General features: G+C 40.6%; 22 protein-coding genes. All 22 read right to left on the bottom strand.

Annotated features, from left to right (window positions below; translation table 11 throughout):
* Window positions 1–13: 13 nt before the first annotated feature.
* Window positions 14–1,576, bottom strand: coding sequence for a ribonuclease Y (rny, locus tag A374_RS12665; protein ID WP_007202612.1), 1,563 nt, complete (start codon window positions 1,574–1,576; stop codon window positions 14–16).
* A gap of 349 nt (window positions 1,577–1,925) precedes the next feature.
* A complete protein-coding gene (recA, locus tag A374_RS12660) occupies window positions 1,926–2,975 on the bottom strand; it encodes a recombinase RecA (protein WP_007202611.1) in 1,050 nt (349 codons plus the stop codon).
* 125 nt (window positions 2,976–3,100) lie between these two features.
* Entirely contained in the window at window positions 3,101–4,342 is a 1,242-nt protein-coding gene (locus A374_RS12655) for a competence/damage-inducible protein A (RefSeq protein ID WP_007202610.1), read from the bottom strand.
* 72 nt (window positions 4,343–4,414) lie between these two features.
* Window positions 4,415–4,993 (bottom strand): CDP-diacylglycerol--glycerol-3-phosphate 3-phosphatidyltransferase, encoded by a 579-nt coding sequence (gene pgsA, locus A374_RS12650; protein WP_007202609.1) that lies wholly within the window; start codon window positions 4,991–4,993, stop codon window positions 4,415–4,417.
* Window positions 4,994–5,025: 32 nt separating this feature from the next.
* Window positions 5,026–5,892 (bottom strand): helix-turn-helix domain-containing protein, encoded by an 867-nt coding sequence (locus A374_RS12645; RefSeq protein ID WP_007202608.1) that lies wholly within the window; start codon window positions 5,890–5,892, stop codon window positions 5,026–5,028.
* Between the two features lie 25 nt (window positions 5,893–5,917).
* Complete coding sequence (locus A374_RS12640) at window positions 5,918–6,691, bottom strand: DUF3388 domain-containing protein (protein ID WP_007202607.1); 774 nt, start codon at window positions 6,689–6,691, stop codon at window positions 5,918–5,920.
* Between the two features lie 129 nt (window positions 6,692–6,820).
* Window positions 6,821–7,072 carry a DUF3243 domain-containing protein gene (locus A374_RS12635; RefSeq protein ID WP_007202606.1) on the bottom strand — a complete coding sequence of 84 codons (252 nt, stop codon included), beginning with the start codon at window positions 7,070–7,072 and terminating at the stop codon, window positions 6,821–6,823.
* Window positions 7,073–7,157: 85 nt separating this feature from the next.
* Window positions 7,158–7,877 (bottom strand): elongation factor P 5-aminopentanone reductase, encoded by a 720-nt coding sequence (gene ymfI, locus A374_RS12630; RefSeq protein ID WP_007202605.1) that lies wholly within the window; start codon window positions 7,875–7,877, stop codon window positions 7,158–7,160.
* Between the two features lie 58 nt (window positions 7,878–7,935).
* Entirely contained in the window at window positions 7,936–9,222 is a 1,287-nt protein-coding gene (gene yfmH, locus A374_RS12625; protein ID WP_007202604.1) for an EF-P 5-aminopentanol modification-associated protein YfmH, read from the bottom strand.
* Window positions 9,203–10,501, bottom strand: a complete 1,299-nt coding sequence (gene yfmF / locus A374_RS12620; RefSeq protein ID WP_007202603.1) for an EF-P 5-aminopentanol modification-associated protein YfmF — start codon at window positions 10,499–10,501, stop codon at window positions 9,203–9,205. The genes yfmH and yfmF overlap by 20 nt, the downstream gene beginning before the upstream one ends.
* Window positions 10,502–10,657: 156 nt before the next feature.
* Window positions 10,658–11,620, bottom strand: coding sequence for an ABC transporter permease (locus tag A374_RS12615; RefSeq protein WP_007202602.1), 963 nt, complete (start codon window positions 11,618–11,620; stop codon window positions 10,658–10,660).
* Complete coding sequence (locus A374_RS12610; RefSeq protein ID WP_007202601.1) at window positions 11,620–12,669, bottom strand: ABC transporter permease; 1,050 nt, start codon at window positions 12,667–12,669, stop codon at window positions 11,620–11,622. Before A374_RS12610 ends, A374_RS12615 begins: the two co-directional genes overlap by 1 nt.
* 2 nt (window positions 12,670–12,671) lie before the next feature.
* Window positions 12,672–14,201 carry an ABC transporter ATP-binding protein gene (locus A374_RS12605; RefSeq protein ID WP_007202600.1) on the bottom strand — a complete coding sequence of 510 codons (1,530 nt, stop codon included), beginning with the start codon at window positions 14,199–14,201 and terminating at the stop codon, window positions 12,672–12,674.
* Between the two features lie 285 nt (window positions 14,202–14,486).
* On the bottom strand, window positions 14,487–15,542 hold the full coding sequence (locus A374_RS12600; RefSeq protein ID WP_007202599.1) for a BMP family lipoprotein: 1,056 nt from the start codon (window positions 15,540–15,542) through the stop codon (window positions 14,487–14,489).
* 89 nt (window positions 15,543–15,631) lie between these two features.
* The gene (locus A374_RS12595; protein WP_007202598.1) at window positions 15,632–16,357 is read right to left on the bottom strand and encodes a GntR family transcriptional regulator; all 726 of its coding nucleotides are present in this window, start codon (window positions 16,355–16,357) and stop codon (window positions 15,632–15,634) included.
* Window positions 16,358–16,705: 348 nt separating this feature from the next.
* Window positions 16,706–19,039, bottom strand: coding sequence for a DNA translocase FtsK (locus tag A374_RS12590; protein WP_007202597.1), 2,334 nt, complete (start codon window positions 19,037–19,039; stop codon window positions 16,706–16,708).
* Between the two features lie 78 nt (window positions 19,040–19,117).
* A complete protein-coding gene (locus A374_RS12585; RefSeq protein ID WP_007202596.1) occupies window positions 19,118–19,360 on the bottom strand; it encodes a YlzJ-like family protein in 243 nt (80 codons plus the stop codon).
* On the bottom strand, window positions 19,357–20,100 hold the full coding sequence (locus A374_RS12580) for a ClpP family protease (RefSeq protein WP_156793217.1): 744 nt from the start codon (window positions 20,098–20,100) through the stop codon (window positions 19,357–19,359). The genes A374_RS12585 and A374_RS12580 overlap by 4 nt, the downstream gene beginning before the upstream one ends.
* Before the next feature lie 121 nt (window positions 20,101–20,221).
* Entirely contained in the window at window positions 20,222–21,874 is a 1,653-nt protein-coding gene (locus tag A374_RS12575) for a ribonuclease J (protein ID WP_040340579.1), read from the bottom strand.
* A 202-nt stretch (window positions 21,875–22,076) separates the two neighbouring features.
* The gene (gene dapA / locus A374_RS12570) at window positions 22,077–22,961 is read right to left on the bottom strand and encodes a 4-hydroxy-tetrahydrodipicolinate synthase (protein ID WP_007202593.1); all 885 of its coding nucleotides are present in this window, start codon (window positions 22,959–22,961) and stop codon (window positions 22,077–22,079) included.
* 36 nt (window positions 22,962–22,997) lie between these two features.
* Window positions 22,998–24,233: an aspartate kinase gene (dapG, locus tag A374_RS12565; RefSeq protein WP_007202592.1), complete on the bottom strand. Its 1,236-nt coding sequence runs from the start codon at window positions 24,231–24,233 to the stop codon at window positions 22,998–23,000.
* A 20-nt stretch (window positions 24,234–24,253) separates the two neighbouring features.
* Complete coding sequence (gene asd, locus A374_RS12560) at window positions 24,254–25,300, bottom strand: aspartate-semialdehyde dehydrogenase (protein WP_007202591.1); 1,047 nt, start codon at window positions 25,298–25,300, stop codon at window positions 24,254–24,256.
* Between the last annotated feature and the right edge of the window lie 91 nt (window positions 25,301–25,391).

Genomic DNA, 25,391 nt, shown 5'->3' with positions numbered 1-25,391 from the left:
GGTATAAACCACTTTATTTTGCGTACTCAACAGCTCGCGTTTCGCGAATCACTGTTACTTTAATATGTCCTGGGTAATCCAGTTCATTTTCGATTTTTTTCGTAATATCTCGAGCCAGTCGGTATGAAGCAACATCGTCTACAAGATCTGGTTTCACCATAATGCGAATCTCGCGACCTGCTTGAATAGCGAATGATTTTTCCACACCTTCAAACGATTCGGAAATCTCTTCAAGCTTTTCAAGACGACGAATGTATGTTTCAAGTGTTTCACGACGGGCACCTGGACGTGCTGCTGACAACGCATCCGCTGCTGCAACAAGTGTAGCAATGATTGACGTTGGTTCAGTATCACCATGATGCGAAGCAATCGCGTTAATAACAACCGGATGTTCTTTATACTTCGTTGCTAATTCCACACCGATGTCTACGTGACTTCCTTCTACTTCATGATCAATCGCTTTTCCAATATCATGTAGCAATCCGGCACGACGCGCTAAATGAACATCTTCACCAATTTCAGCGGCCATTAATCCTGATAAATAAGCGACTTCCATTGAATGTTTAAGAACGTTTTGACCATAGCTTGTACGATATTTCAGACGACCGAGAATCTTAATAAGATCCGGGTGAAGACCGTGAACACCAACCTCAAAGGTTGTTTGCTCACCTACTTCGCGAATGTATTCATCCACTTCACGGCGAGATTTCTCTACCATCTCTTCAATGCGAGCTGGGTGAATACGACCATCTTGAACGAGCTTGTCCAAAGCCATCCGCGCAATTTCGCGACGAATTGGATCAAAACCAGATAAGATTACCGCTTCCGGCGTATCATCAATAATCAAGTCAATGCCTGTTAACGTTTCAAGCGTACGAATATTACGTCCTTCGCGTCCGATAATGCGACCTTTCATTTCATCGTTTGGTAAGTTAACGACAGAAACAGTCGTTTCAGCAACGTGGTCAGCCGCACATCGTTGGATCGCAAGCGAAAGAATTTCTTTCGCCTTTTTATCTCCTTCTTCTTTCGCGCGATTTTCCATCTCTTTTACCATAATGGCCATTTCGTGGGAAACTTCATTTTCCACTTCTCCCATAATGATGAGTTTCGCTTCTTCACGCGTGAATCCAGAAATTCGCTCCAGTTCCTTTTGTTGCTCTTTAAGCAGCTCTTCCACTTTGCTTTCAATTTCTTCGATTTGTCGCTGTTTTTTGGTGAGAGACTCCTCACGTTTTTCTAGTGATTCCTCTTTTTTATCAAGGGTCTCGCTTTTTCTGTCAAGAATCTCTTCTTTTTGAACCAATCGTTGTTCTTGTCTTTGAAGCTCATTTCTGCGTTCTCGAATGTCACGCTCAGCTTCCGAACGAAGTTTATGAATATCATCCTTCGCTTCAAGGAGCGCTTCCTTCTTGCTCGCTTCACCGTCTCGCTTTGCATCTTCAATAATTTGAGATGCAGCGCTTTCCGCGCTTGAAATTTTTGCTTCGGCAATCTTCTTGCGGACAAGATATCCGACAACTGCACCGACACCAACTGAAAGCAAAATGGAGATGATTAAAATTGCGTTATCCATGTTTCCACCTCCTCTTGCTATCTGCATTTTTTACTGGGTCATAAGCATCAATCGTGTAACAAAGTGTTGTGCACAAGTCATGCCAATTTTTAATTCAGTAAGGTATCTTTTAATTTCATAAGAAATCAAAGGTTATCTTCATTTTATAAAGGAATACAGATGATGTCAAGAGTTGTCAAATTATCTATCATAAATGTTCCTTCAAAAATTGGCAAGTGTTATTTAACACCATATTTTAGCAAAAATCATCTTCTACGTTTCATTCTATTACTGAACGCCGTCAAGATCAGCTAAAAACGTCTACTCTTTATAGAAAAAAACGACCGTTTGATCAACGGTCGTTTCAGCACTATTCCGTTAGTTCTAGTGCTTGTTCTTCTGCTTTATCCGACGTTTCAACTTGATTTATTTCTTCGCCAAGTTGATAGTACGTACGAATTTGTGAAACGATTTCTTCAGCAATATCTCCGTTTTCCTTTAAAAATTGCTTAGAATTTTCTCGTCCTTGGCCGAGGCGATCCCCTTCGAACGAATACCAGGCACCGCTTTTTTGCACGATATCAATGTCAGAACCAATATCAAGAATTTCCCCTTCTCTTGAAATTCCTTCACCGTACATAATATCGACTTCTGCTTGTTTAAATGGCGGCGCTACTTTATTTTTAACAACCTTAATTCTTGTTTTATTACCGACCATGTCTGTTCCTTGCTTCAACGTCTCGGCACGGCGAACCTCTAAGCGCACCGAAGAATAGAATTTAAGCGCACGGCCACCTGGTGTTGTTTCAGGATTTCCAAACATAACACCAACTTTTTCACGAATTTGGTTAATAAAGACTGCGATCGTTTTTGATTTATTAATCGCACCAGAAAGTTTACGAAGAGCTTGTGACATTAAGCGCGCCTGCAAACCAACGTGCGAATCACCCATTTCACCTTCGATTTCGGCTTTTGGTACAAGTGCTGCTACAGAGTCAATAACTAAAATATCAACCGCTCCACTACGAACAAGTGCTTCAGCGATTTCTAAAGCTTGTTCGCCTGTATCTGGTTGTGATAAAAGAAGTTCATCAATATTAACGCCTAGCTTTTGTGCGTATACAGGATCGAGCGCGTGCTCTGCATCGATAAAGGCTGCTTGTCCACCATTACGTTGCACTTCGGCAATCGCATGAAGAGCGACCGTCGTTTTACCAGAAGATTCTGGTCCGTATACTTCAATTATGCGTCCTCTCGGATAGCCGCCTACCCCAAGCGCAATATCAAGTGCTAATGATCCACTTGAAATCGTCGACACTCGTTGTTCCGCTTGCTCCCCAAGCTTCATAATCGATCCTTTTCCGAACTGTTTCTCAATTTGGCGCAAGGCCATTTCTAAAGCCGCTTTGCGGTCGCTCATGAAATCACTCCTCAATAAATATATAGATATGCACGATGTACATGATGTATCTTTAATCTCATACGTCTATTCTACTTCTTTTTTGATCGTTTGCCAATCTTTTTTACGAACATTTATTCGATTTTTTATTGACCTTTTTTGACCATATCCATTAAATAAAACAACCCGTACTTAATGGTGCGTGCTCGAATGGCTTCACGAGAGCCTGAAATATGCACTTCATGAACCGTTGTTTTTTGATTTGTTGAGAGACCAATAAAAACCGTACCTACTTCTTTTCCTTCACTTTCTTGTGGCCCTGCAACGCCCGTAAAACTAATTCCAATATCTGCACCTGTTTTCGTACGCGCGCTTGCTGCCATAAGCTCCGCACACGCTGCACTCACAGCGCCTTCTGTTTTTAATAGAGAAGACGGAATATCAAGAAGAGCTTCTTTCATCTCATTGCTATAACTTACGAGGCTTCCTAAAAAGTAAGCCGAACTCCCATCAAGTGACGTCATCTCAGCTCCAAAGCCGCCTCCTGTTAAACTTTCCGCCGCGGCAACGGTTAAACCCTTCTGAACGAATAACTGAGCTGCTTCCTTCATTAAGGTCGTCTCATCATAGCCGTATAAAAACTCACCAACGCGTTCCGTAATTCGATGTTCCAACTGATCGAGTGCCAGCAACGCCTCTTTTTGATCATGAAACTTTGCCGATAATCGTAACGTTACTTCATGATTTCCCGCAAGAGGGGCAACCGTTGGATTTTGTTGTTCGTCAATAATATCTTGGAGCGTTGCTTCTAATAACGACTCCCCAATGCCGAAGAAACGGAGCACTCTTGACGTAATAGGAGCTGCTTCTGGTTGAAGCGCTGCTAAATAAGGAATGGCATAGTTTACAAACATCGGACCCATTTCTTTTGGCGGTCCCGGTAATAAAATATACGTAATGCCCTCTACTTGCAAGGCCATGCCAGGCGCCATGCCAAACTCATTTTTCAACACATGGCACCCATCTAATACGAGTGCTTGCTTACGATTATTTTCTGACATTTGTCGTTTCGAGCGCTTAAAATAGTCTTCAATGTGTTCCATGGCATCCTCATCATATGTTAGTGGTCTTCCTAACAAAGAAGCAATGGTTTCTTTCGTTAAATCATCTTTCGTCGGCCCAAGGCCTCCTGTAAAAATAATTACATTCGAGCGACGCTGTGCCGTTTTAATCGTCGCTGTTAATCTCGTGCTATTATCGCCCACTGCCGTATGATAAAAAACATTTACACCTAGAGTGGCTAACTCCTTCGAAATAAATTGGGCATTACTATTTACGATTTGTCCTAGTAATAATTCACTTCCAACAGCAATAATTTCAGCATTCATTTTGGTCCCTCCACTAAATTTTATACGTTAATAACAGGAAAAACAGGAGAAAAGGTTCTCCTGTTTTTCTGCTCATTTCGATGATAGCATAACTTCTTTATTTTTAATAAAATATTCCCACCCTGAATAGAGCGTAATAGCTGTTGCTAACCATAAAGCTATTTGGGCAAACGGGATCTGAATCCAAACAAACGGCATGTTATTCAACAGTAACGCTGAGATGGCCACAATTTGAATCCATGTTTTTATTTTTCCTAAATTGCTGGCAGCAATAATCGCACCTTCTGCTGCAGCCACTAAGCGGATGCCTGTGACAGCAAACTCGCGACTTAAAATAATGATTACCATCCACGCTGGTGCATACCCAATTTCAACCAACGCTACGAAGGCTGCTGTTACTAACAATTTATCCGCCAATGGATCCAAAAATTTCCCGAAATTCGTTACTAGATTTAGCTTGCGTGCATAATACCCATCGACCCAATCCGTACAGGAGGCAATAATGAAAATAATCGCCGCGACCAGTTGCGTAACCGGCAGAGAGGCGCCGAGTATATGAACCGTTCCCCAATGAAACGGGGCTAACAATACAATCATGAATACAGGAATAAGCAAAATCCGAGAAATGGTAATTTTATTAGGCAAATTCATTTTGTTTCCTCCAATTATGACACATCACGACTTTAATTCCCAGCAGTGTTGTTATTAATGACGATTCGTTGGTGAATGCCGCTATTGACGGAAGGCAGCGGATAAGAAAATGCTTGATCATTAATTGTCATTTTTGCATTATTGGTGGCGCCTATATTAATGGATACCTCTTTGTCTTTTGAGACGTCAAACTCAACCGAATCGCCTTTTTTATATGTTTTTACTGTTTTTTTCTGCCCTGTCGTGATTTCTAAATACACTGGACCTGTCATTTTAAACCCAACTACTAAGCTTTTACCTTTCGTAAAGTCATACGTTGTTACAATACCTTCAGTTCCTTTTTTTACAAGCTTTCCACTAGTGTCTTTCTTCTTGTCTTTCTGTTCTTGCTTGTCCTCTTGTTGCTTTTGATCTTTCTTTTTGTCTTGCGCTTTGAAATCTTTTGATTGTTCGACTTCCGCATGATTCGTTGTGTTATGTGGAGCTGAATTGCCATCATCACTGCCAAGCTTTACATACAAGAAATAAACAATAACACCAATAACAATAATACCAGCAATGATAAGGAGCTTCGGTAACCATTGCGCCAGTGCTGCACTGCCTTGTTGGTCGTTTTGTTTATCGCGTTCACTTCGCGGTACAAATTCTGTCGGTTCTTTTTCCGCTTCAGGGATGTCTTGTTTATACTGCTCAGCAATCTCATCATAAGACAAGTGAAGCGCTTCTACATATTGTTTAATAAATGCGCGCACATAAAAAGGTCCGGGCAAAACCCCATAATTCCCTTCTTCAATTGCTTGCAAATATCGCTTTTGAATTTTTGTTTTTGTTTGGAGCTCATCTAATGACAAGCCTTGTTCTTTTCGTTGTTCTTGCAAAAAATTCCCTAGTTCTGTCACGTTAACCACCTTCCACTCTTTTCACTCAATCAAATGCGGAAAATCCGACATCTTTTTCGATTACTTCGTATGTAATAGTTTCATTTGGATCGTTGCGCAGTTCGATGATGTAATCGAAATCATCTAACGTATATTCCGTTTGTTGCACAAAAACATCGGGATGTTCAATCACTTTTGCGGATGGAAGACGCATAATTTCACGAATTAATTGCCAATGTTTTTCATTGGATCGGCGAACAGATACAATTCCATCAATGATATATACATGATCAGAACTATATTCATCTTCTGCCATTTGCGTACGAATGGTTTGTCGTAACAATGTAGAAGAAATGAATACCCACTTTTTGCTTGCACACACACTTGACGCAACGATTGATTCTGTTTTACCAACGCGAGGCATCCCACGAATCCCAATCAGTTTATGACCTTCCACTTTATACAGTTCCGCTAAAAAATCAACGAGCAAACCAAGCTCGTCTCGAACGAATCGAAATGTTTTCTTATCATCTGCGTCTCTTTGTATGTATCGGCCATGCCTAACAGCGAGAATATCCCGTAGTTTTGGCTTACGGAACTTCGTAACAGTAATGTTATCCATCGATTGAAGGATGGATCGAAGTCGCTCGACTTTCTCTTGTTTGTCTACATTAAGAAGCAAGCCGCGCCTTCCATTATCTACTCCATTGATGGTGACGATATTAATGGCAAGCATACCAAGAAGAGAAGAAATATCGCCTAAAAGCCCGGGGCGGTTTTTATTAATTTCATACTCAAGATACCAATCTTGGTCCCCCATAGTCATTCCCCTTTCTTGATTGACCCGTCTTTTGAACCGCTTCATTAATTAATAATATCCGATTTCAATTTATTATGAAAGAAAAAATAGAAGGATGGCAAAAATAATTCGCCATCCTTCTTCGCTCTTTTACTTATGGGATTGAACAAGTTTGACCATCATATGGGCGATGGCATGCTTTTCTTCGTCGTTTGCAACGTTCCAAAGATCAGCAAGCACTTTTTCTTCCGCGTTTTTTGGTTCAACGTTTGTTGCCAAATAACCGCCGATTTCAGTCGCTAAATTAGAAACAGTAGCTTCATCCATTCCTTCACCTTGAGCATGATCTAAGCGATCATTTAAAAATTCTTTCCATTGCCCGAAGTTATCTAACACTGACATGCAATCTCCTCCTTAAAATGTGATACACCTATAATATTTCAAAAAGAGGCTTTGTTTATGCATACCGTGCTTAACTTTCTTTCAATTACCAACCACCATTTGCATCAAGAATATGACCATTAATATAGGAAGAATGCTGAGATAGTAAAAATAAAGCAATGGAAGAAATTTCATCAGGTTGTGCTAGGCGCCCCATCGGAATGTCTTGGGCAAGTTGCTGTAGCTCTTCGTCTGTAAAGTCAGCCATCATCTTCGTAGCGACTGCACCAGGGGCAATAGCGTTTACACGAATATTTGATGGGCCTACTTCTTTTGCTAAAGACTTAACGAAGGTGTTGATTCCACCCTTTGTTGTTGAATATACGACTTCACATGATGCGCCTCGCTCACCCCAAATAGAAGAAATAAACAAAATGGTACCAGCCTTTTTTTTAATCATCGCTGGAAGCAATTGTTTCGTTAGTAACATGGGACTGAGTAAATTAACGTGAAGGATTTTATTTACTTCATCATCACTCATATCTGGCAATAAACCGTAGTGCGCAATACCACTGTTATGAATGATCGCATCTATTGGCATATAAAGAGCGTTAACAAGGTCACTAACGCCTTTTAGCGAGGAAAAATCCGCGGCAACAACTTCCATTTCAATAGCATGTAGCGCAAGAAGCTCTTTTTTTAGCTCTTGTAGCGCATCTACTTGTGTATGCCCATGCATCACAAGGTTATAACCAGCTGCTGCAAGCGTTCTACATAAACTTTCCCCAATCCCACCGCTTGCACCCGTCACCAATACCCATTTCATATGTATACTCTCCTTCTCCATATGGAAAGCCACCTTGGTAAGAAGGTGGCTTTTTAGCTTACTGTTTTTTCTTCACTTGGCAAATTGTTAATTGGCTTTCTTGGAAGTGACTCGCTAACACTTCTTGCAACCCTTCAACACGCAAGCCTTCGAACGTTGGAATAACATCAAATAAATTCATATCATTAAATGCATAGCGCGTAAACTGATTTGCAATAAACTCCGGAGAATTTAATGCTCGTAAAAAGGCACCAATTTTCTTTTTTCGCACACGATCTAATGCTTGTTGTGAAAGCGGTTCTTTTTTAAATGTTTCCACCATCGTTGCTATTTGTTCCGCAAAACGATCTGGATCCGTTGTATCTCCACCAATCATCGAGAAGCCAAAACCGCTTTCTTCTGTATAATCAAAAGCAAATGATGGGTCAATTAACCCTTCACTGTAGAGTGTTTCATAATTTTTTGAGCTTTTGCCAAACATCATTTCAAGCAGGACATTAACCGATAGCTCATGCTGTAGCAATGCTTTTCCTTGGCGATTCGGCTGTGCTTCCTTATATCCCATATAACATTTCGGCGTTTGTACTGGCATATAAATGACATCTTTTTTCTTAGCAGGCGTCGATGGTTCTTCATCAAAAAAGCGCGTAACCGGCGGCTGATCGCTATAAGACTTGGCTTGTTGATTTTCTTCCACCATGCTCATTATTTCATTCGCGTCAACTGGACCTACAATAAAAAGCAACATATTACTTGGATGATAAAACGTATGATAGCATTCATACAAATCATCTTTTGTTATGTCTGTAATGGATGCTACCGTTCCTGCTATATCAATTTTAACAGGATGACGATGATACATATTGGCAATTAAACCAAAATACACACGCCAATCCGGATTATCATCATACATTCTAATTTCTTGAGCAATAATCCCTTTTTCTTTTTCTACAGTCTTTTCCGTAAAGTACGGAGCTTGCACAAAATCAATAAGCGTTTGTAAGTTTTTCTTTACATCATCCGTTGTGGAGAACAAATACGCTGTTCGATTAAAGGATGTAAACGCATTGGCAGATGCTCCTTGCTTACTAAAGTCTTGAAACACATCGCCATGTTCTTTTTCAAACAATTTATGTTCCAAAAAGTGAGCGACCCCGTCTGGTACCGTTACTTTTTCCTGTTTTCCTAACGGTATAAATTGCTGATCCACTGAACCATACTTTGTTGTAAACGTTGCATACGTTTTGTTAAATTCCGGTTTTTCTAAAATATATACATTCAACCCATTTGCTAATGTTTTAAAATGCAATGTTTCTTCTAATTGATCAAACTGAAGCTGCTTCAACTTTATTCTCCTCCTTTCCTTTTAAGAAATAAATCGTATCCAGCTGAACTTTCTTCGCCACTTCAACAATTTGCTTTTTCGTTACCGCTTCAATCCCATCAAGCCATTCTTCAATCGTACGTTTATGACGGGAAATAACCTCGTGATACAGGACTTCTACAAGACCCGTTGCATCATCAATTGTTTCTAGAATTTGATTGCGAATCATCGCTTTTGTTTGCGCTAGTTCTTGATCAGAAAAATCACCCGTCACGATGGCGCTTAACTGTTCACCAATAATTTTAACCGTTTGCGCATAGTTACCTGTCTCAATACCTGACATAACAAAAATGATACCTTTATGACTTTCAAAACGAGAGGCCGCGTAATAAGCTAAGCTTGCCTTTTCACGTACATTGATAAAAAGTTTTGAATGAGAAAAGCCTCCAAAAATACCATTGAATACTTGCAACGCTAAATAATCATCATCTTTATATGTTGTATGCGTTCGATAACCAATATGAAGCTTTCCTTGTTGTACTTCTTGCTCTTCGAAAATTTCTTTTACTTTTTCTACATTTCGCGAAGAAACTTCTGATTGAACGTGTTGCTCTCTACGTGCTAACGAAAAATGCTTTTTCGTTAGCGTTTGCAGTACCTCTTCTTCAAGATCACCAACTACATACAAATCAAATTCATCTTCAGCAAGAACGTTTTGATAATACGCATACAAAGAAGCTGGCGTTATTTCATCTAATGCTTGCTCGTCTCCGTAGACGTTAAATCGATACGGTTCATTTTCAAACATCAATTCTATTAGCCGTTTATTAGCATAGCGCATCTTATCATCATAAATGGATTGAATTTGTTGACGAAGCGATCGTTTTTCCTTAGACACTACATCGGCAAGGAATGCATCTTTCTCTTGAGCAGGATGTAAGACAACTTCAGAAAGTAAAGCAAATGCTTCCTCTAATAAGGGGGTACGATCACTTAAAAACTTTTCGTTCGCCACTTCCATGCGAAAGCTAATAATTTGATATTCACCTTTTTTTGATAAATCTACATGTAACGTAGCTCCATACAATTGGTCAAGAGCTTCGCGTAACAACTGTGCACTTGGATAACGTTTTGTGCCGCTTTGTAATACATACGGTAATAGCGCACGTTTAGTAACTTCTTCTTCGATGATGGGTCGTTTGACCTGAAGAGTAATAGAAGTGGTTTTATACTTTTTTGTCGGAATTGTATGTAAGGTAATGCCTGGTAATGATTGTACATGGTGTTGAACAAGCGCCATGAGTGTTCCTCCTCATCATTAAAAATCTATCCTAGTGTACCCACATTCCATAGTAAACATGTCTTTTCCTTCCTGTAAACTAAAACGATGCTAAAAAAAAGCGAGAAATAAAAAAAAAGCGCTCTCGACAAAGGGCGAGAGCAACTTTTTTTAGCATTAACGCTTTCCTTTTTCGTATGGTTTTCCAGATGCTTTTGGCGCATCTGCACGCCCTACAAAACCAGTTAGCGCAAGAATGGTTAATACATATGGCAAAACGAGAAGAATTGCATTTGGGATTTCTTTTAAATACGGAATTTGTTCTCCGGTAATACTTAAGCTCTGTGCTAAACCAAAGAACAAGGCCGCTCCCATAGCACCGAGTGGATGCCATTTCCCAAAAATCATCGCTGCTAGCGCCATAAACCCTTGTCCTGAAATCGTTGAGGCGCTAAAGTTTCCTGAAATCGTAGCGACGTAAATAGCACCACCAAGCCCAGCAAATGCACCACCTAAAATGACAGAAATATAGCGTGTTTTTATAACATTAATCCCCATTGTTTCCGCCGCCATTGGATGTTCACCGACAGAACGAATGCGTAAACCAAATGGTGTTTTATAAATAACAAACCAGACAATGACCGCTAACGCAACGGCAACAAAAGAAGTTACGTAAGCACTAGAAAATAACCAATCTCCTAATAAAGGAATCTTCGATAAAAAAGGAATATCGCCTTTATTAATACGCTCTTGAATATCAGGCGTTTGACCCGCGTCAAAAATCTTTTTCGTTAGGAAGACAGAAAGTCCAGCTGCTAAAAAGTTCAGCGCAACCCCACTAACTACTTGATCAGCTTTTAACGAAATACTTGCAATTGCGTGTGGAATGGCAAAAATCGCGCCAGCAACAATCGCTGCTACAAAACTCATCCAAGGAGAAGCAGCGCCTAAGCCCCATTCCTGTCCATAGTACGTAAAGAGAGCACCAATAAACGCTCCAAACATCATCAAGCCTTCAAGACCGATGTTAACAACTCCCGATCGCTCACTCAGCACACCGCCTAGTGACGTTAAAATAATGGGAGCTGCTGAAACAATTGCAGCAGGAATGATCAGGGCAAGGATTTGTAGAAAATCCATTATAGTTTACCCCCTTTAGTAAAACGGTTAGTCAGCCAGTGAACAAGATAGCTACATGCAACAAAGAAGATAATTAACGCAATGATGATTCCGACAAGTTCAGTCGGAACACCTGCTGCTGAAGACATTTCGAGCGCTCCTTGTTTCAATCCTCCGAATAAGAACGCGGCGACAATAATGCCGATCGAACCGTTCGCTCCAAGTAATGAAACGGCGATTCCGTCAAAACCAACTCCTGTAAAGGCGTTGTTAATCGACATGTACTGGAAAGTGCCTAACCCTTCCATCGTTCCTGCTACTCCTGCAAAAGCTCCTGAAATCGCCATTGCAAGGATGATGTTTTTCGAAACATTAATTCCAGCATATTGCGAGGCATGTTGGTTAAATCCAACAGCACGAAGCTCATAGCCTGTTGTTGTTTTCCATAAGATAAACCACATGATAACAGCAACAATAATAGCAACGATTAATCCATAGTGCATACGAGATCCTTCCGTTAGTTCTCCTAAGAAAGCAGAGCCTAACGAGGCAGACGATTTAATGTCCTTCGTTCGCTCACCAGGTTGCAATAAATACGCACGAATGATGCCATTTGTTCCATAAAGAGCAATATAGTTCATCATAATTGTCGTGATTACTTCATGGACTTTAAACTTGGCCTTTAATAGACCTGGAATCACACCCCAAATCGCACCAGCCAGGGCTCCTGCAAGGATCGCTAGCGGCAAATGAATAACCATCGGAGCATCTAATGAGATTCCCACATAAACAGACGCCAGCCAGCCTACAAGGACTTGTCCTTCTACCCCGATATTAAAGAGCCCTGTTCGAAAAGCAAAGGCAACCGCTAACCCCGATAAAATAAGCGGTGTTGCTGTTCGTACGGTTTCTCCTAAATTATAGCTATCTCCAAACACACCTGTAACGAGTGCACCGTAGGCAGCGATTGGATCATAGCCACTTACAAGCATTATAATGGCACCAATAATCAACCCTAAAATTACCGAAAATACAGGAACGAGTATTGGAAAGAAGCGCCCCTTCATCATTTTCATACTTTATCACCCGCTTTATCTTTCTTACCACCAGCCATTAATAGACCAAGTTCTTGTTCTGTTGTTTCTTTTGGATCGACAATGGCAACGATTTTCCCTTCATAAATAACGGCAATGCGATCGCTTACATGCATAATTTCATCTAGTTCAAAAGAAACGAGTAAGACCGCTTTGCCTTTATCACGCTCTTGAATGAGCTTAGAGTGAATAAATTCAATCGCTCCTACATCCAGTCCACGTGTCGGTTGCGCTGCAATCAAAAAGTCTGGACTGCGGTCCACTTCACGCGCAATAATCGCCTTCTGCTGATTGCCGCCTGAAAGTGCACGTGCCGGTGTATGAATACTTGGTGTTCGCACATCAAACTCATCAATTAATGCTTTTGCTTTATTATGAATCGTTTGAAATTTAAGAATTTTGTGTTTAGAAAACGGTTGTTGATAGTACGTTTGCAATACCATGTTCGTACCAATTGAGAAATCAAGAACGAGTCCATGTTTATGGCGATCTTGTGGAATGTGCCCTAATCCTGATTGCGTTACTTTTCGAGGTTTCTGGTTCGTAATATTTTCGCCGTTTAACGTAACCGTGCCGCTTTTTACTTTGTGAAGCCCTGTAATCGCTTCAAGTAACTCGGTTTGTCCATTTCCGTCTACCCCAGCTATTCCTAGAATCTCTCCACTTTTCACTTGAAGATTTAACTCATTAACGACTGGAACTTTTCGTGAATCTTCTACGACTAGATTCGTTATTTCTAAAACAGCACCTTTGGGTTGTGCCGGTTGCTTTTCGACTTTAAAATTAACTTCTCGTCCTACCATCATTTCCGCTAAATGGCGTGGACTTGAGCTAGCAACGTCAACAGTACCAATGCCGCGACCTCTTCGGATAACGGTACAGCGATCACATGCTTCCATAATCTCTTTCAATTTATGAGTGATTAAAATAATCGACTTACCTTCAGCAACTAACTTTTTTAAGATTTCCATAAGCTCATGAATTTCTTGTGGTGTTAACACCGCTGTCGGCTCATCAAATATTAAAATTTCAGCGCCGCGATATAATGTTTTTAAAATTTCAACACGCTGTTGCATACCAACAGAAATGTTTTCAATTTTCGCATATGGATCTACACGCAATCCGTATTGATCAGATAACTTCTGAATTTCTTTTGCTGCTTTTTTTAGGTCAATTCTACCGCCAGTCGTAATTTCGCGCCCTAAAATAATATTTTCGGTAACGGTAAAGTTTTCAACGAGCATAAAGTGTTGGTGAACCATGCCAATTCCTAGATTGTTAGCAATATTAGGATCAGTAATATCCACTTTCTCACCTTTAATGTAAATCTCACCTTGCTCTGGTTGATATAAACCGAATAAAACGTTCATTAATGTCGATTTACCTGCTCCATTTTCACCGAGCAGCGCATGAATTTCCCCTTTTTGTACTTGCAGCGTCACATTATCATTTGCGACAATGCCAGGAAATTCTTTGCGAATGTTTCTCATTTCAATGACATACTCCACGTATGCTTCACCCCTTATGAAATGCTAGCGTCAAAGGTATCCATGCCCTCCCTTGTCCGGGAGTCGGAAGTCTAACCTTTCTTGGCGTAAATAAAGGCTAGTACGTCAATACTAGCCTAAAAGTGTGGGCAAACCGCTAAATCACTCATAGCTGGTCGCTTACAGGCTCATTACCACCGCGTAAAAAGTCTGCTAACTGTTGACCTTACTACTACTGTATACAAAGAGATTTGCCCTGTTTGTATGACAAGATTGCAGTCAATACTAGCCATTATTCATTTTTTATTATTTTTTAAGCGTTTTCAAAAATTCTTCATACTCTTTATCGTCTTTTGGAACTTTTAATTCGCCATCTTTAATTTTTTTCTTGAACTCGTCCACTTTAGCAAGCGCATCTTTAGATACGTTTTCTTTGTGTGGCGCGATGGAAACCGCGTCTTTATCAAGACCAAATTCTACAACTTTTCCACCTGGGAAATGACCTTCTTTTGTATCTTTAGATACTTGTTGTACTGCGATGTCTACACGTTTAACCATAGATGTTAACGTTACACCTTGTGGTTGACCTTCTTCAAATTGATCGCGGTCCACACCAATTACCCATACTTTTTTGCCGTTTTTCGCACGGTTTTTTGCTTCTGTAAAGATCCCTTTTCCTGTTCCACCTGCTGCATGATAGATAATGTCTGCGCCTTTACCGTAGAACGTGTTTGCAATTGCCAATCCTTTTTCTGCTTTATTGAAGTCGCCTGCGTATTGAATCATGATTTCAGCTTTCGGGTTTGCCATTTTGACACCCGCTTTAAAACCGTTTTCAAATTTCTTAATCAGTGGGCTTTCTACACCGCCAACGAAACCAACTTTATTTGATTTTGTTTGCATACCAGCAATTAAGCCAACTAGGAAGCTTCCTTCGTTTTCTTTAAATACGATACTTGCAACGTTCTTTTTATCTACTACTGTATCAACGATTGCTAGCTTTCCTTTTGGTTGTTGATCCGCTACTTTTTTAATGTCATTTTCCATTAAAAAGCCAATGCCGTATACAATATCATATTTGTCACGAACGAGCTTGTTTAAGTTTGGTGCATAATCGCTCGGTGAGTTTGATTGAAGATATTTGAAATCGCTTCCACTTTTAAGTTTGTTATCTGCGCCGAATTTTTGTAAACCTTCCCATGCAGATTGGTTGAATGATTTATCGTCGACACCGCCTGTGTCGGTTACCATAGCCACTTTAAACTTTTTGTCATCCGCTGCCTTATCATCCTTACCACATGCTGTTAACAGCGTTCCTGCTGCCAATGCGAGACTTAGCATAACTCCAGTACGTTTCTTCAATTTCAGTTCCCCCTAATTTTTTTATGCAGATCGTGTCATGACGCTAGTTCTAAAGAATTCGGCACATCACCCCCTAAAAGTAGTCAACGCTATAAGCGTTTACGAACGACTGTGAAATTGAACTTATCCGCTCTAAAGTAATTGCAAGAATATAAAATCGGTTCATCGTGTTGATCGTAATGAACTTGTTTTAATACGAGTAAAGCTGCTTCTTCAGGACATTGCAATACTTCGGAGATGCGATCATGATAACCTAAAGGTTCAATATTTGTTACGGCATACATGATGCGCTTGCCAGCCTCTTTTTCTAACATTTCTAATAGTGAAACGTATTTATGTTGGACCCCTTCTGGCATAAGCGCTTCCGGTATATGATCGATACAGTAGACAACCGGTTCCCCATCCGCGGTCCTCACCCGTTCGATTACATGAAGCATTTCTTCATGATCCATATTGAATTTATTCTTTAACTCATCAACGGCTGGTATAGAAACAGACGATATAAAAACAGTGGCTGCTTTTTTTCCAGCTCGTTCAATCATTTCCGTTACGCTAAATAATTCTTCAATTCCAGATGAAAAAAGAGCTCGCGTCCGAACAAATGTCCCAACACCGTGTTTGCGGATGAGTACGTTTTCATCTTCAAGAATGCGAAGCGCTTCACGCAACGTTGCTCGACTAATACCGAGCTGTTTCGACAGTTCGAATTCAGACGGAAGCTTCTCTCCTTCTTCATACTTACCTTCTTCAATATCAGCTTTTAATTTTTCTATGACTTTTAAATATAAGAGACGATGGTCCGTCTTAATTGACACGTTTATCTTCACCTCAACAACCTACAAAAACTAAGTCTAAATACCCAGTTTTTTCGTTGTAATCTTTTTGTACTATGGATTTATCAGAATCGACATAAATATATCATTTTTTTTATGAGAAATAAATACTATTTTTATATATTTTTTTAATTGGTTAAATTAACCGAAAATTTAAAATCATCTGATGTCTTACTTCTTTTCATAAAACCCTTTGTTATCAAGGACTTTTTTGATTTTTCTAACATGTTGTCACGTTTTCAAACGCTCGCTGAATGAAAAGAGGACATGCTTTTCTAACAATAAAGCCACAGAACTTCAAACGAAGTGTTTGAAGTTCTGTGGCGATTGTTAATGATTTGATGCTTGCGAAGAATCTGGTAATGAAGTAATAAGAACCTCACGTGGCTTACTGCCTTCGTATGGTCCGATAATTCCTTTAGCTTCCATGGCATCGACTAAGCGCGCTGCTCTTGAATACCCTACGCGAAAGCGCCGTTGCAGCATGGACACCGAAGCCGTTTGCATGTCAACTACGAGCTTGACAGCATCGTCAAATAACTCATCTTCGTTCTCAGTTGCCATAACTGTAGGCTCATCGGTTGGAATCATTTCTTTTTGATATTGTGCTTTTTGCTGAGAAATGACAAAGTCCACTACTTTTTCGACTTCCTGATCGGATAAAAAAGCCCCTTGAATGCGGGTTGGTTTAGACGAACCAGATGGTAAAAATAACATATCTCCTCGTCCAAGAAGCTTTTCAGCGCCTCCCATATCTAAAATGGTTCGTGAATCGGTTTGTGAAGACACACTAAATGCAATTCTAGAAGGGATATTCGCTTTAATTATACCGGTAATAACATCAACACTTGGTCGTTGGGTGGCAATAATTAAATGAATTCCAGCGGCCCGTGCCATTTGTGCTAAACGTATGATTGCATCCTCTACATCACCGGAAGCGACCATCATAAGGTCAGCAAGCTCATCTACAATAACGACAATATAAGGCAGAGTAGGCTGCTTCCCTTCGTTTTCTTGATTATACCTGCGAATGCTATCGTTATAACCTTCAATATTTCGTGTGCCACTATGTGAAAATAAATCATACCGACGTTCCATTTCTGAAACAACCCGTTTGAGCGCTTGTGCCGCTTTTTTCGGTTCCGTAACAACCGGTGCTAATAAATGAGGCACACCATTGTAAACGTTTAGTTCTACCATTTTAGGATCAATCATCATCATTTTCACTTCATGAGGCTTTGCTTTCATAAGGATACTTGTAATAATGCCATTAATACAAACACTTTTACCGCTTCCCGTCGCACCAGCTACTAGTAAGTGAGGCATTTTTGATAATTCTGCTACGATGGGCTCACCCGAAATATCACGGCCTAATCCAATGGAAAGAGGGGTAGATTGCGTTTGAAATTGATTCGATTCTAACACTTCTCGCAATGTAACCATCGATACTTCTTGATTAGGTACCTCAATGCCTACAGCAGACTTTCCAGGAATAGGTGCTTCAATACGAATATCTTTAGCGGCAAGTGCAAGCGCGATATCATCGGCTAAGTTAACGATTTTACTCACCTTTACCCCAACATCAGGATACACTTCATACTTCGTAACCGCTGGACCGAGATGAACCTTTAACACTCGCGCTTTTACCCCAAAACTATCGAATGTTTTTTCCAGCTTTTTCGCATTGCTTTTACTTGAAGCATGCTGTCGTTCTTTATGTTGTCCTGTTGCTTTTGGACGCAATAATAACTCAAGAGATGGTAAATGATAATTCTCATTATGTTCGGCTTCTTCAAGAAACGTTGCCGCCGGGATGACCATTTCTTCGGGTGAGACCGCTTGCTCTTCTTCAAAACCCTTTGAACCAAACTTTAATTGCACAGCGGACTCCTCTTGCTGCATGTCATTGCGTGTAAAATCTTCAATAATCGGTTCATCGTAATCATGTGCCGTAATCACCTGTTCAGCAGGAGATTCTTCTTTCGCTCTGGTCGTTGATTTTGGTGTAGGTGGTTCTTTTTTTGCTTCTTTACGGGCTTTATTTACCTCTTGTAGTTTTTCATATGTAGTGGATAACCCTTTATTTAATCCTTGTGCAATGATAGAAATAACACCGGATAGTGATTTTCCCGTTACTAATATAACAGCCACAATCATGATAAAGAGTAAGATGACGGCAGATCCTTTTGTGCCAAATAAAAAATGAAAAGTGGCAAATCCAAGTGCGCCAATCATTCCGCCTCCTAAATCACCTGTACCTTGATGGGACAACGCGTTCCAATATAGCTCCCATGTATTGCGAAGCACAGAACGTTCCTGCCATTTTCCTGTTGCTGATAGCAATGAAAATAAACGCAAATGGCTAAATATGAGCATAGCGCCGTAAAATAAATAGACACCTGCTAAGCGTCGATTCCAAAGTGGAGGCGTAGCGCGCTTCCAAATTAAATAAATGGCAATAACTAGCGTTCCAACAAGCAATACACCGTACCATTCTCCACTAAAAAACCGTAAGAATTGTACAAAGGCAAGTCCAACTTTACCCATCTTTGCTAATGCAAGCAGCGTTAATGCTAAAAGCAACAGTCCCGCCAACTCAAAGCTTAGCTGCTCTTTCCAGGCGGATGCTTTCTTTTTGGCGCTTTTTTTATTTCGTTTCGCCATTCCCTCACCTCCGTCTTAAAACTAACGAAAGCAGCCACGAAATACGAGGCTGCTTTTCTTCTAGTATAGCATGATGTCCTATTCTTTTCTATTGCTTACTGAAAGGGAGGAAGAAATAATCGTACCCGGACAGCATGATGACAGTAAGTAATGAGCGGGATCGGTACTCATCACCCGAACAATTTGATAGTGGTCCGGTGATGTTTGAACGACTGTCACTGGGACCCCTTTATACGTCAACCACTGCTCTTGTTGTTGCTTACTCTCTGTTTGATCAGCAGGAAACAATACATCGTGTGGCATCATCGTATATAAAATCACTGAACCACCTCACTTGCATCATCGCGCTCTTTTTTATACGCTTCCATCAGTTCATTTAGCTTAGCAATCGCTTGGCCTACTCCTCCTACTTCGTTAATAAGACCGTAAGCGACCGCATCTTTCCCAATAACGTTTGTTCCAATGTCTCTCGTTAAATTTCCTTTTGAAAACATAAGTTCTTTGAATTTTTCTTCTGTAATGCCTGAATGACTCGTTACAAAGTTAATGACGCGTTCTTGCATCTTATCTAAATATTCAAATGTTTGTGGAACGCCAATGACGAGGCCCGTTAAACGGACTGGATGAATCGTCATAGTAGCGGTTTCAGCGATATAGGAATGGCGAGCAGACACTGCAATTGGAACGCCAATGGAATGGCCGCCTCCTAATACGAGCGAAACCGTTGGCTTTGATAAAGACGCAATCATTTCTGAAATAGCCAGTCCCGCTTCGACGTCGCCGCCAACGGTATTTAATATGATTAATAAGCCTTCGATTTTCGGATTTTGTTCAATAGCTACAAGCTGTGGAATTAAATGCTCATATTTCGTCGTCTTATTATTTGGCGGAAGCTGAACATGTCCTTCAATTTGGCCGACAATCGTTAAACAATGGATATTGGAGCCTTCCATTTGTGGAACATTCGTTTGACCGAGTGATTGCAGTTTTCCAATTAAACTATTCTGATCCGGTTGTTGCTCTTGATTTGGCTGTTTAGGCTCTTGTTCCTCATTGCCCATCTCATCTGGCATACATGAACCCCCTTTATACTTTCTTTTAGTATGAACGTGGGATTCTTTTTCATGCATTTGCTTCCAAATAGAAAAAGAAAAAACCTACATCTCTGTAGGTTTTCTCACATTAGATTTCCATAATAATCGGCATAATCATTGGACGACGACGCGTTTTTTCAAATAAATATTGACTGAGCGAATCACGCATATTGGACTTTAGTGACGACCAATCTTTTACCTTTTCTTGCATACATTTAGCTAACACTTCTTTAACAAGTGCATTTGCTTCTTGCAGAAGTTGCTCGCTTTCTCGTACATATACAAATCCACGCGAAATAATTTCGGGACCAGAAATTATTTGGTTACTGGCTTTGCTAATCGTTACAACGACAACGAGAATCCCATCCTGTGATAGCAATTTACGGTCGCGTAACACAATATTACCAATATCACCAACGCCAAGACCGTCTACTAACACATTGCCCGAAGGAACTTTTCCGAAACGTTTGGCGACACCATCCGTAAATTCAACGACTTCACCTTTTTCCACAATAAAAATATGATCTTCTGCTACGCCTACTTCAAGCGCTAAAGATTTGTGAGCCATTTGCATTTTAAACTCTCCATGCACTGGAATAAAATACTTTGGTTTCATGAGGCTCAGCATTAACTTTAGTTCTTCTTGACTACCATGCCCAGAGACGTGGACTTTTCGTTGACCAAAAATGACCTCCGCTCCAGTGCGCATTAATAAATCAACAATGCGTGCTACAGATCGTTCATTGCCCGGAATCGGTGTCGCTGCAATCACAATCGTATCACTATGACGAATCGCAATTTGTCTATGCGCTTTATGAGCCATTCTAGAAAGGGCCGCCATCTGCTCTCCTTGACTTCCCGTCGTTAAAATAGCAATGCGATCTTCTGCATAGTTATTCATTTGATCAATTGAAATAATACTATCTTTTTCAATGGTTAAGTAACCTAAATCAGAGGCAATTTCAACAACCTTTATCATGCTCCGCCCTGTAATCACTACTTTACGATTACTTTTTGCAGCTGCTGTAAAGATTTGTTGAACACGGTGAACATTCGAAGCAAACGACGCAATAATGACACGTCCTTTTGCTTGTGCGAATACCGAATCAATTTCATGACCAACTGATTTTTCAGAGCCTGTCATGCCAGGTCGTTCGGCATTTGTGCTATCGGATAATAAGCAGAGAACACCTTTATTAGCGAGCTTAGAAATTCGCGCAAAATCAGTATGTTTACCATCAATTGGTGATTGATCAATTTTAAAATCGCCCGTATTTACAACAATTCCCTGTGGCGTATGAACAGCAATTCCAACAGAATCAGGAATGCTATGGTTCGTACCGAAAAAGGATACTTTGTTCGCGCCAAACGGAAGGACCGTTTCTCGCGTAACAAGCACCGTTTTTGTGCTTCTATGAATGCCAGCTTCTTTTAGCTTAGCCTCTACAAGACCCAACGTTAGCTTCGTACCATACACAGGTACAGATAGTTGTTTTAAAATATAAGGAAGGCCGCCAATGTGGTCTTCATGAGCATGCGTAAGAAAAATCCCCTTCACGCGTTCTTCGTTTTGAACAAGATACGTTACGTCAGGAATGACAATATCAATTCCGAGCATTTCCTCTTGCGGAAACATGAGGCCTGCGTCTAGAACAAAAATGTCTTCGCCTGACTCTACAACGTACATGTTTTTGCCGATTTCTCCTACTCCGCCCAGTGCAAAAACTTTTACTTTATCCATATTTGGTTGTTTAGTTGTCAATGTAATAATCCTCCTAGTTGTAAGTGTTATGTATCTTATGTCGTTATCCGTTCACATCACTTAGTTATATTATAGCGTATGTTGGAAAGCGAATACAAGGAGAAGCACATTGTCATTATAAAAAAGAGCAGCCAATGGCTACCCTTTTTTCAGAGTCTGATGATCTCTTATCTTAGTCTGTTTACGCTTTTATTTTGAGTGTGTCTAATACCGTTGAAAGTGCGGTTCGTTGTTCTTGATTGAGTGGTAAAAGCGGCAAGCGGACACTGCCAACGTCTAAGCCACGCAGTTGCAAGGCTGTTTTTACAGGTGCAGGACTTGGTGCTTTAAATAGCTCATCCATTACCGGCAATAATTTACGGTGAAGCGCTGCTGCTTCTTTTACTTGACCTGACTCAAAGTGAGCAATCATAGCTTGCATCTCATCACCAATGACGTGTGAAGCAACGGATACAATTCCACTAGCTCCCACAGCAAGAGCAGGCAATGTTAGCCCGTCATCACCACTGTATAAGTTAAAATCTTCTGGCGTTTGTTCAATAATTTGACTCATATCTCCTAAGTTACCACCTGCTTCTTTTACCGCAATAACGTTAGGAAGCTTTGCGAGAGCTACAACTGTTTCTGGCGTCATGCTAACAACCGTGCGGCCGGGAACATTATACGCCATAATCGGTAGCGTAACTGCTTTTGCAATGGCTTGAAAATGAGCAATAATACCTTCTTGGCTTGGCTTATTATAATAAGGCGCAACGATCATAATCGCATCAACACCAGCTTGTTCTGCTTTTTGAGAAAGTTCAATCGATGCTTTCGTATTATTGCTACCAGTTCCTGCAATTACTGGCACACGCTTGTCTACTACCTTGACAGCATGTCGAAACAACGCGAGCTTCTCCTCATTAGAAAGGGTTGGAGACTCGCCTGTTGTTCCTGCAATCACAAGGCTATCAGAGCCGTGTTCAATTAAGTAATTAATCAGTTTCGTTGTTTTTTGAAAATCAATATTTCCTTTGCTATCAAACGGTGTCACCATTGCCGTACTTACTTTTCCAAAATGCATCATCATTCGCTCCTTCGATTCTTTAGTTTTCCTCACGTATTACAACGGTTGTGAAGGTTTTTTATTCAAGTCGAATACACGATGAAGCGCATTAACGGCATTCACCATATCCTCTTGTTTAACAAGCACCCAAATGGTCGTATGAGAGTCAGCAGATTGCAAAATATCGATATCTTCCTCAACGAGAGCCGCGACAATTTTTGAAGTAACGCCGGGTACGCCCGACATGCCCGCGCCAACAGCTGAAACTTTTGCACAATTTGGTGTAATTTCATACTGATAATCTAGGCGCTTTAAAACGTCTTCTGCATGAGCGGTTTTGTCTCCCATCACCGTGTAGTGAATACTTTTCGGTGAAATGTTAAAAAAGTCTACAGAAATTTGCTCGTGAGCCATCGCCTTAAATACATTATTATGCAGCTCATAATTAGAGTCTTGAGCCGTTACTTTAATTTGGGTCACGTTAGGAACGTGAGCAATCCCCGTAATAACATGCTCGGCTACGTCACTTCCTGCTCCACCTTTTCCAACAGCTGCTGTGACAAGTGTCCCAGGCAGTTCAGAATATGTGGAACGAATGCGCAAAGGAATCTTTGCTTGCATGGCAATTTCCACTGCACGCGGATGAATGACTTTAGCGCCTTGATAGGCCATATTACAAATCTCATTATACGTTACCGCCATTAACGGACGTGCGTCTTTTACAATGCGTGGATCGGCTGTCATGACGCCTTCTACGTCTGTGAAAATATCAATAAAATGAGCACCAAGAGCCGCACCAAGTGCTGATGCAGACGTATCGCTGCCTCCGCGACCTAGTGTTGTCGTGTCACCTAATTCATTTTCTCCTTGAAAGCCGGCAACGACAATAACATCATGTTCTTGTAACATTTGCACTAGACGCTCGCATTTCATCGCTGTAATCCGTGCATTCATATGGTCATTACTCGTTGTAAATCCTGCTTGCGCTCCTGTCATAGCTGATGCTGTCAGTGATTTACTTTGCAATAAATTTGAAAAAACGACCGAAGAAATCACTTCACCACAAGATAGCAGCAAGTCATATTCCCGCGATTGTAAAGTTTGACCAGATGTTTTCGTTAATCCTAACAACGTATCAGTTGCGTACGGATCGCCAACACGGCCCATCGCTGACACGACACATACAACTTTATATCCTTCTTTTACTGCACGAACAACGTGTTGCGCAGCCATTTCTCGGCTTGAACTGTCCTTTAAGGATGTGCCTCCGAATTTTTGGACAATGATTTTCATGAATATAGCACCTTCTTTAATTAGTTCAACAAACCTAACTTCACTAAACTTTCAGCAATTTGGACAGAATTCCAAGCAGCACCCTTTAATAAATTGTCAGATACAACCCATAGATGAAACGCATTTTCACGATCAAGATCTTTACGAATTCTTCCTACGAATACATCATTTTTTCCAACAGCATCAGCTGGCATCGGATAGATTTGAGAACTAGGATCATCCTGCAACGTAATTCCTTCTGACGATGCTAGTAACTGCTGTACGTCTTTTACAGAGGCGTGCCCTTTTTCTAGTTCTACATAAACCGATTCAGAATGACCTGTTTCAATAGGAAGTCGCACACATGTAGCAGCAACTTCTAAGTGCGGCATATGCATAATTTTCTTTGTTTCATTGATCATTTTCATTTCTTCAAACGTGTAGCCATTTTCTTGAAACTTATCAATTTGCGGTACAGCATTAAAGGCAATTTGATAGTGTTTTTCGTCGCTAGCACACGGTAAAATGTTTGGCGTAAACGGTTTTTCTTCAAGAATAGCCGCCGCTTGTGTTTTTAACTCATTAATGGCCTGTGCCCCTGCACCTGAAACGGCTTGATAAGTGGACACAACGACTTTTTTCAAACCATACTGCTCATGAAGTGGTTGCAGGGCAACGACCATTTGAATGGTTGAGCAGTTAGGGTTTGCGATGATTCCTTGATGATCGAGCAGATCCTTTTCATTTACTTCTGGAACGACTAAAGGAACATTTTCTGTCATACGAAAAGCGCTCGTATTATCAATAACAATTGCTCCACGCTTTACAGCTTCTGGCGCTAGTCTTTGAGATATAGCTCCTCCAGCAGAAAATAAGGCAACATCTACCCCTTCAAAAGCTTCTGGTACCGCTTCTTGTAACGTATACGTTTCACCTTTAAAAGTAACTGTTTTACCAGCGGATCGTGCACTTGCAAGAAGCGAAAGTTTGGAAATAGGGAAATTTCTTTCCTGTAATGTTTTTAACATCTGTTGTCCAACCGCTCCGGTAGCACCGACAACAGCTACATGATATCCTTGATTGCTCATTTGCTGTATCTCCTTTAACTTATAATCCATTATTCATATCACGACAGAAGGAGAAACGATATGGTTTCTCCTCTAAAGAGAACCACAGATG

This window comes from Fictibacillus macauensis ZFHKF-1, from assembly GCF_000269865.1.
GTDB lineage: Bacteria > Bacillota > Bacilli > Bacillales > Fictibacillaceae > Fictibacillus_C > Fictibacillus_C macauensis.
This window is presented reverse-complemented; position numbering and strand designations above follow the sequence as displayed.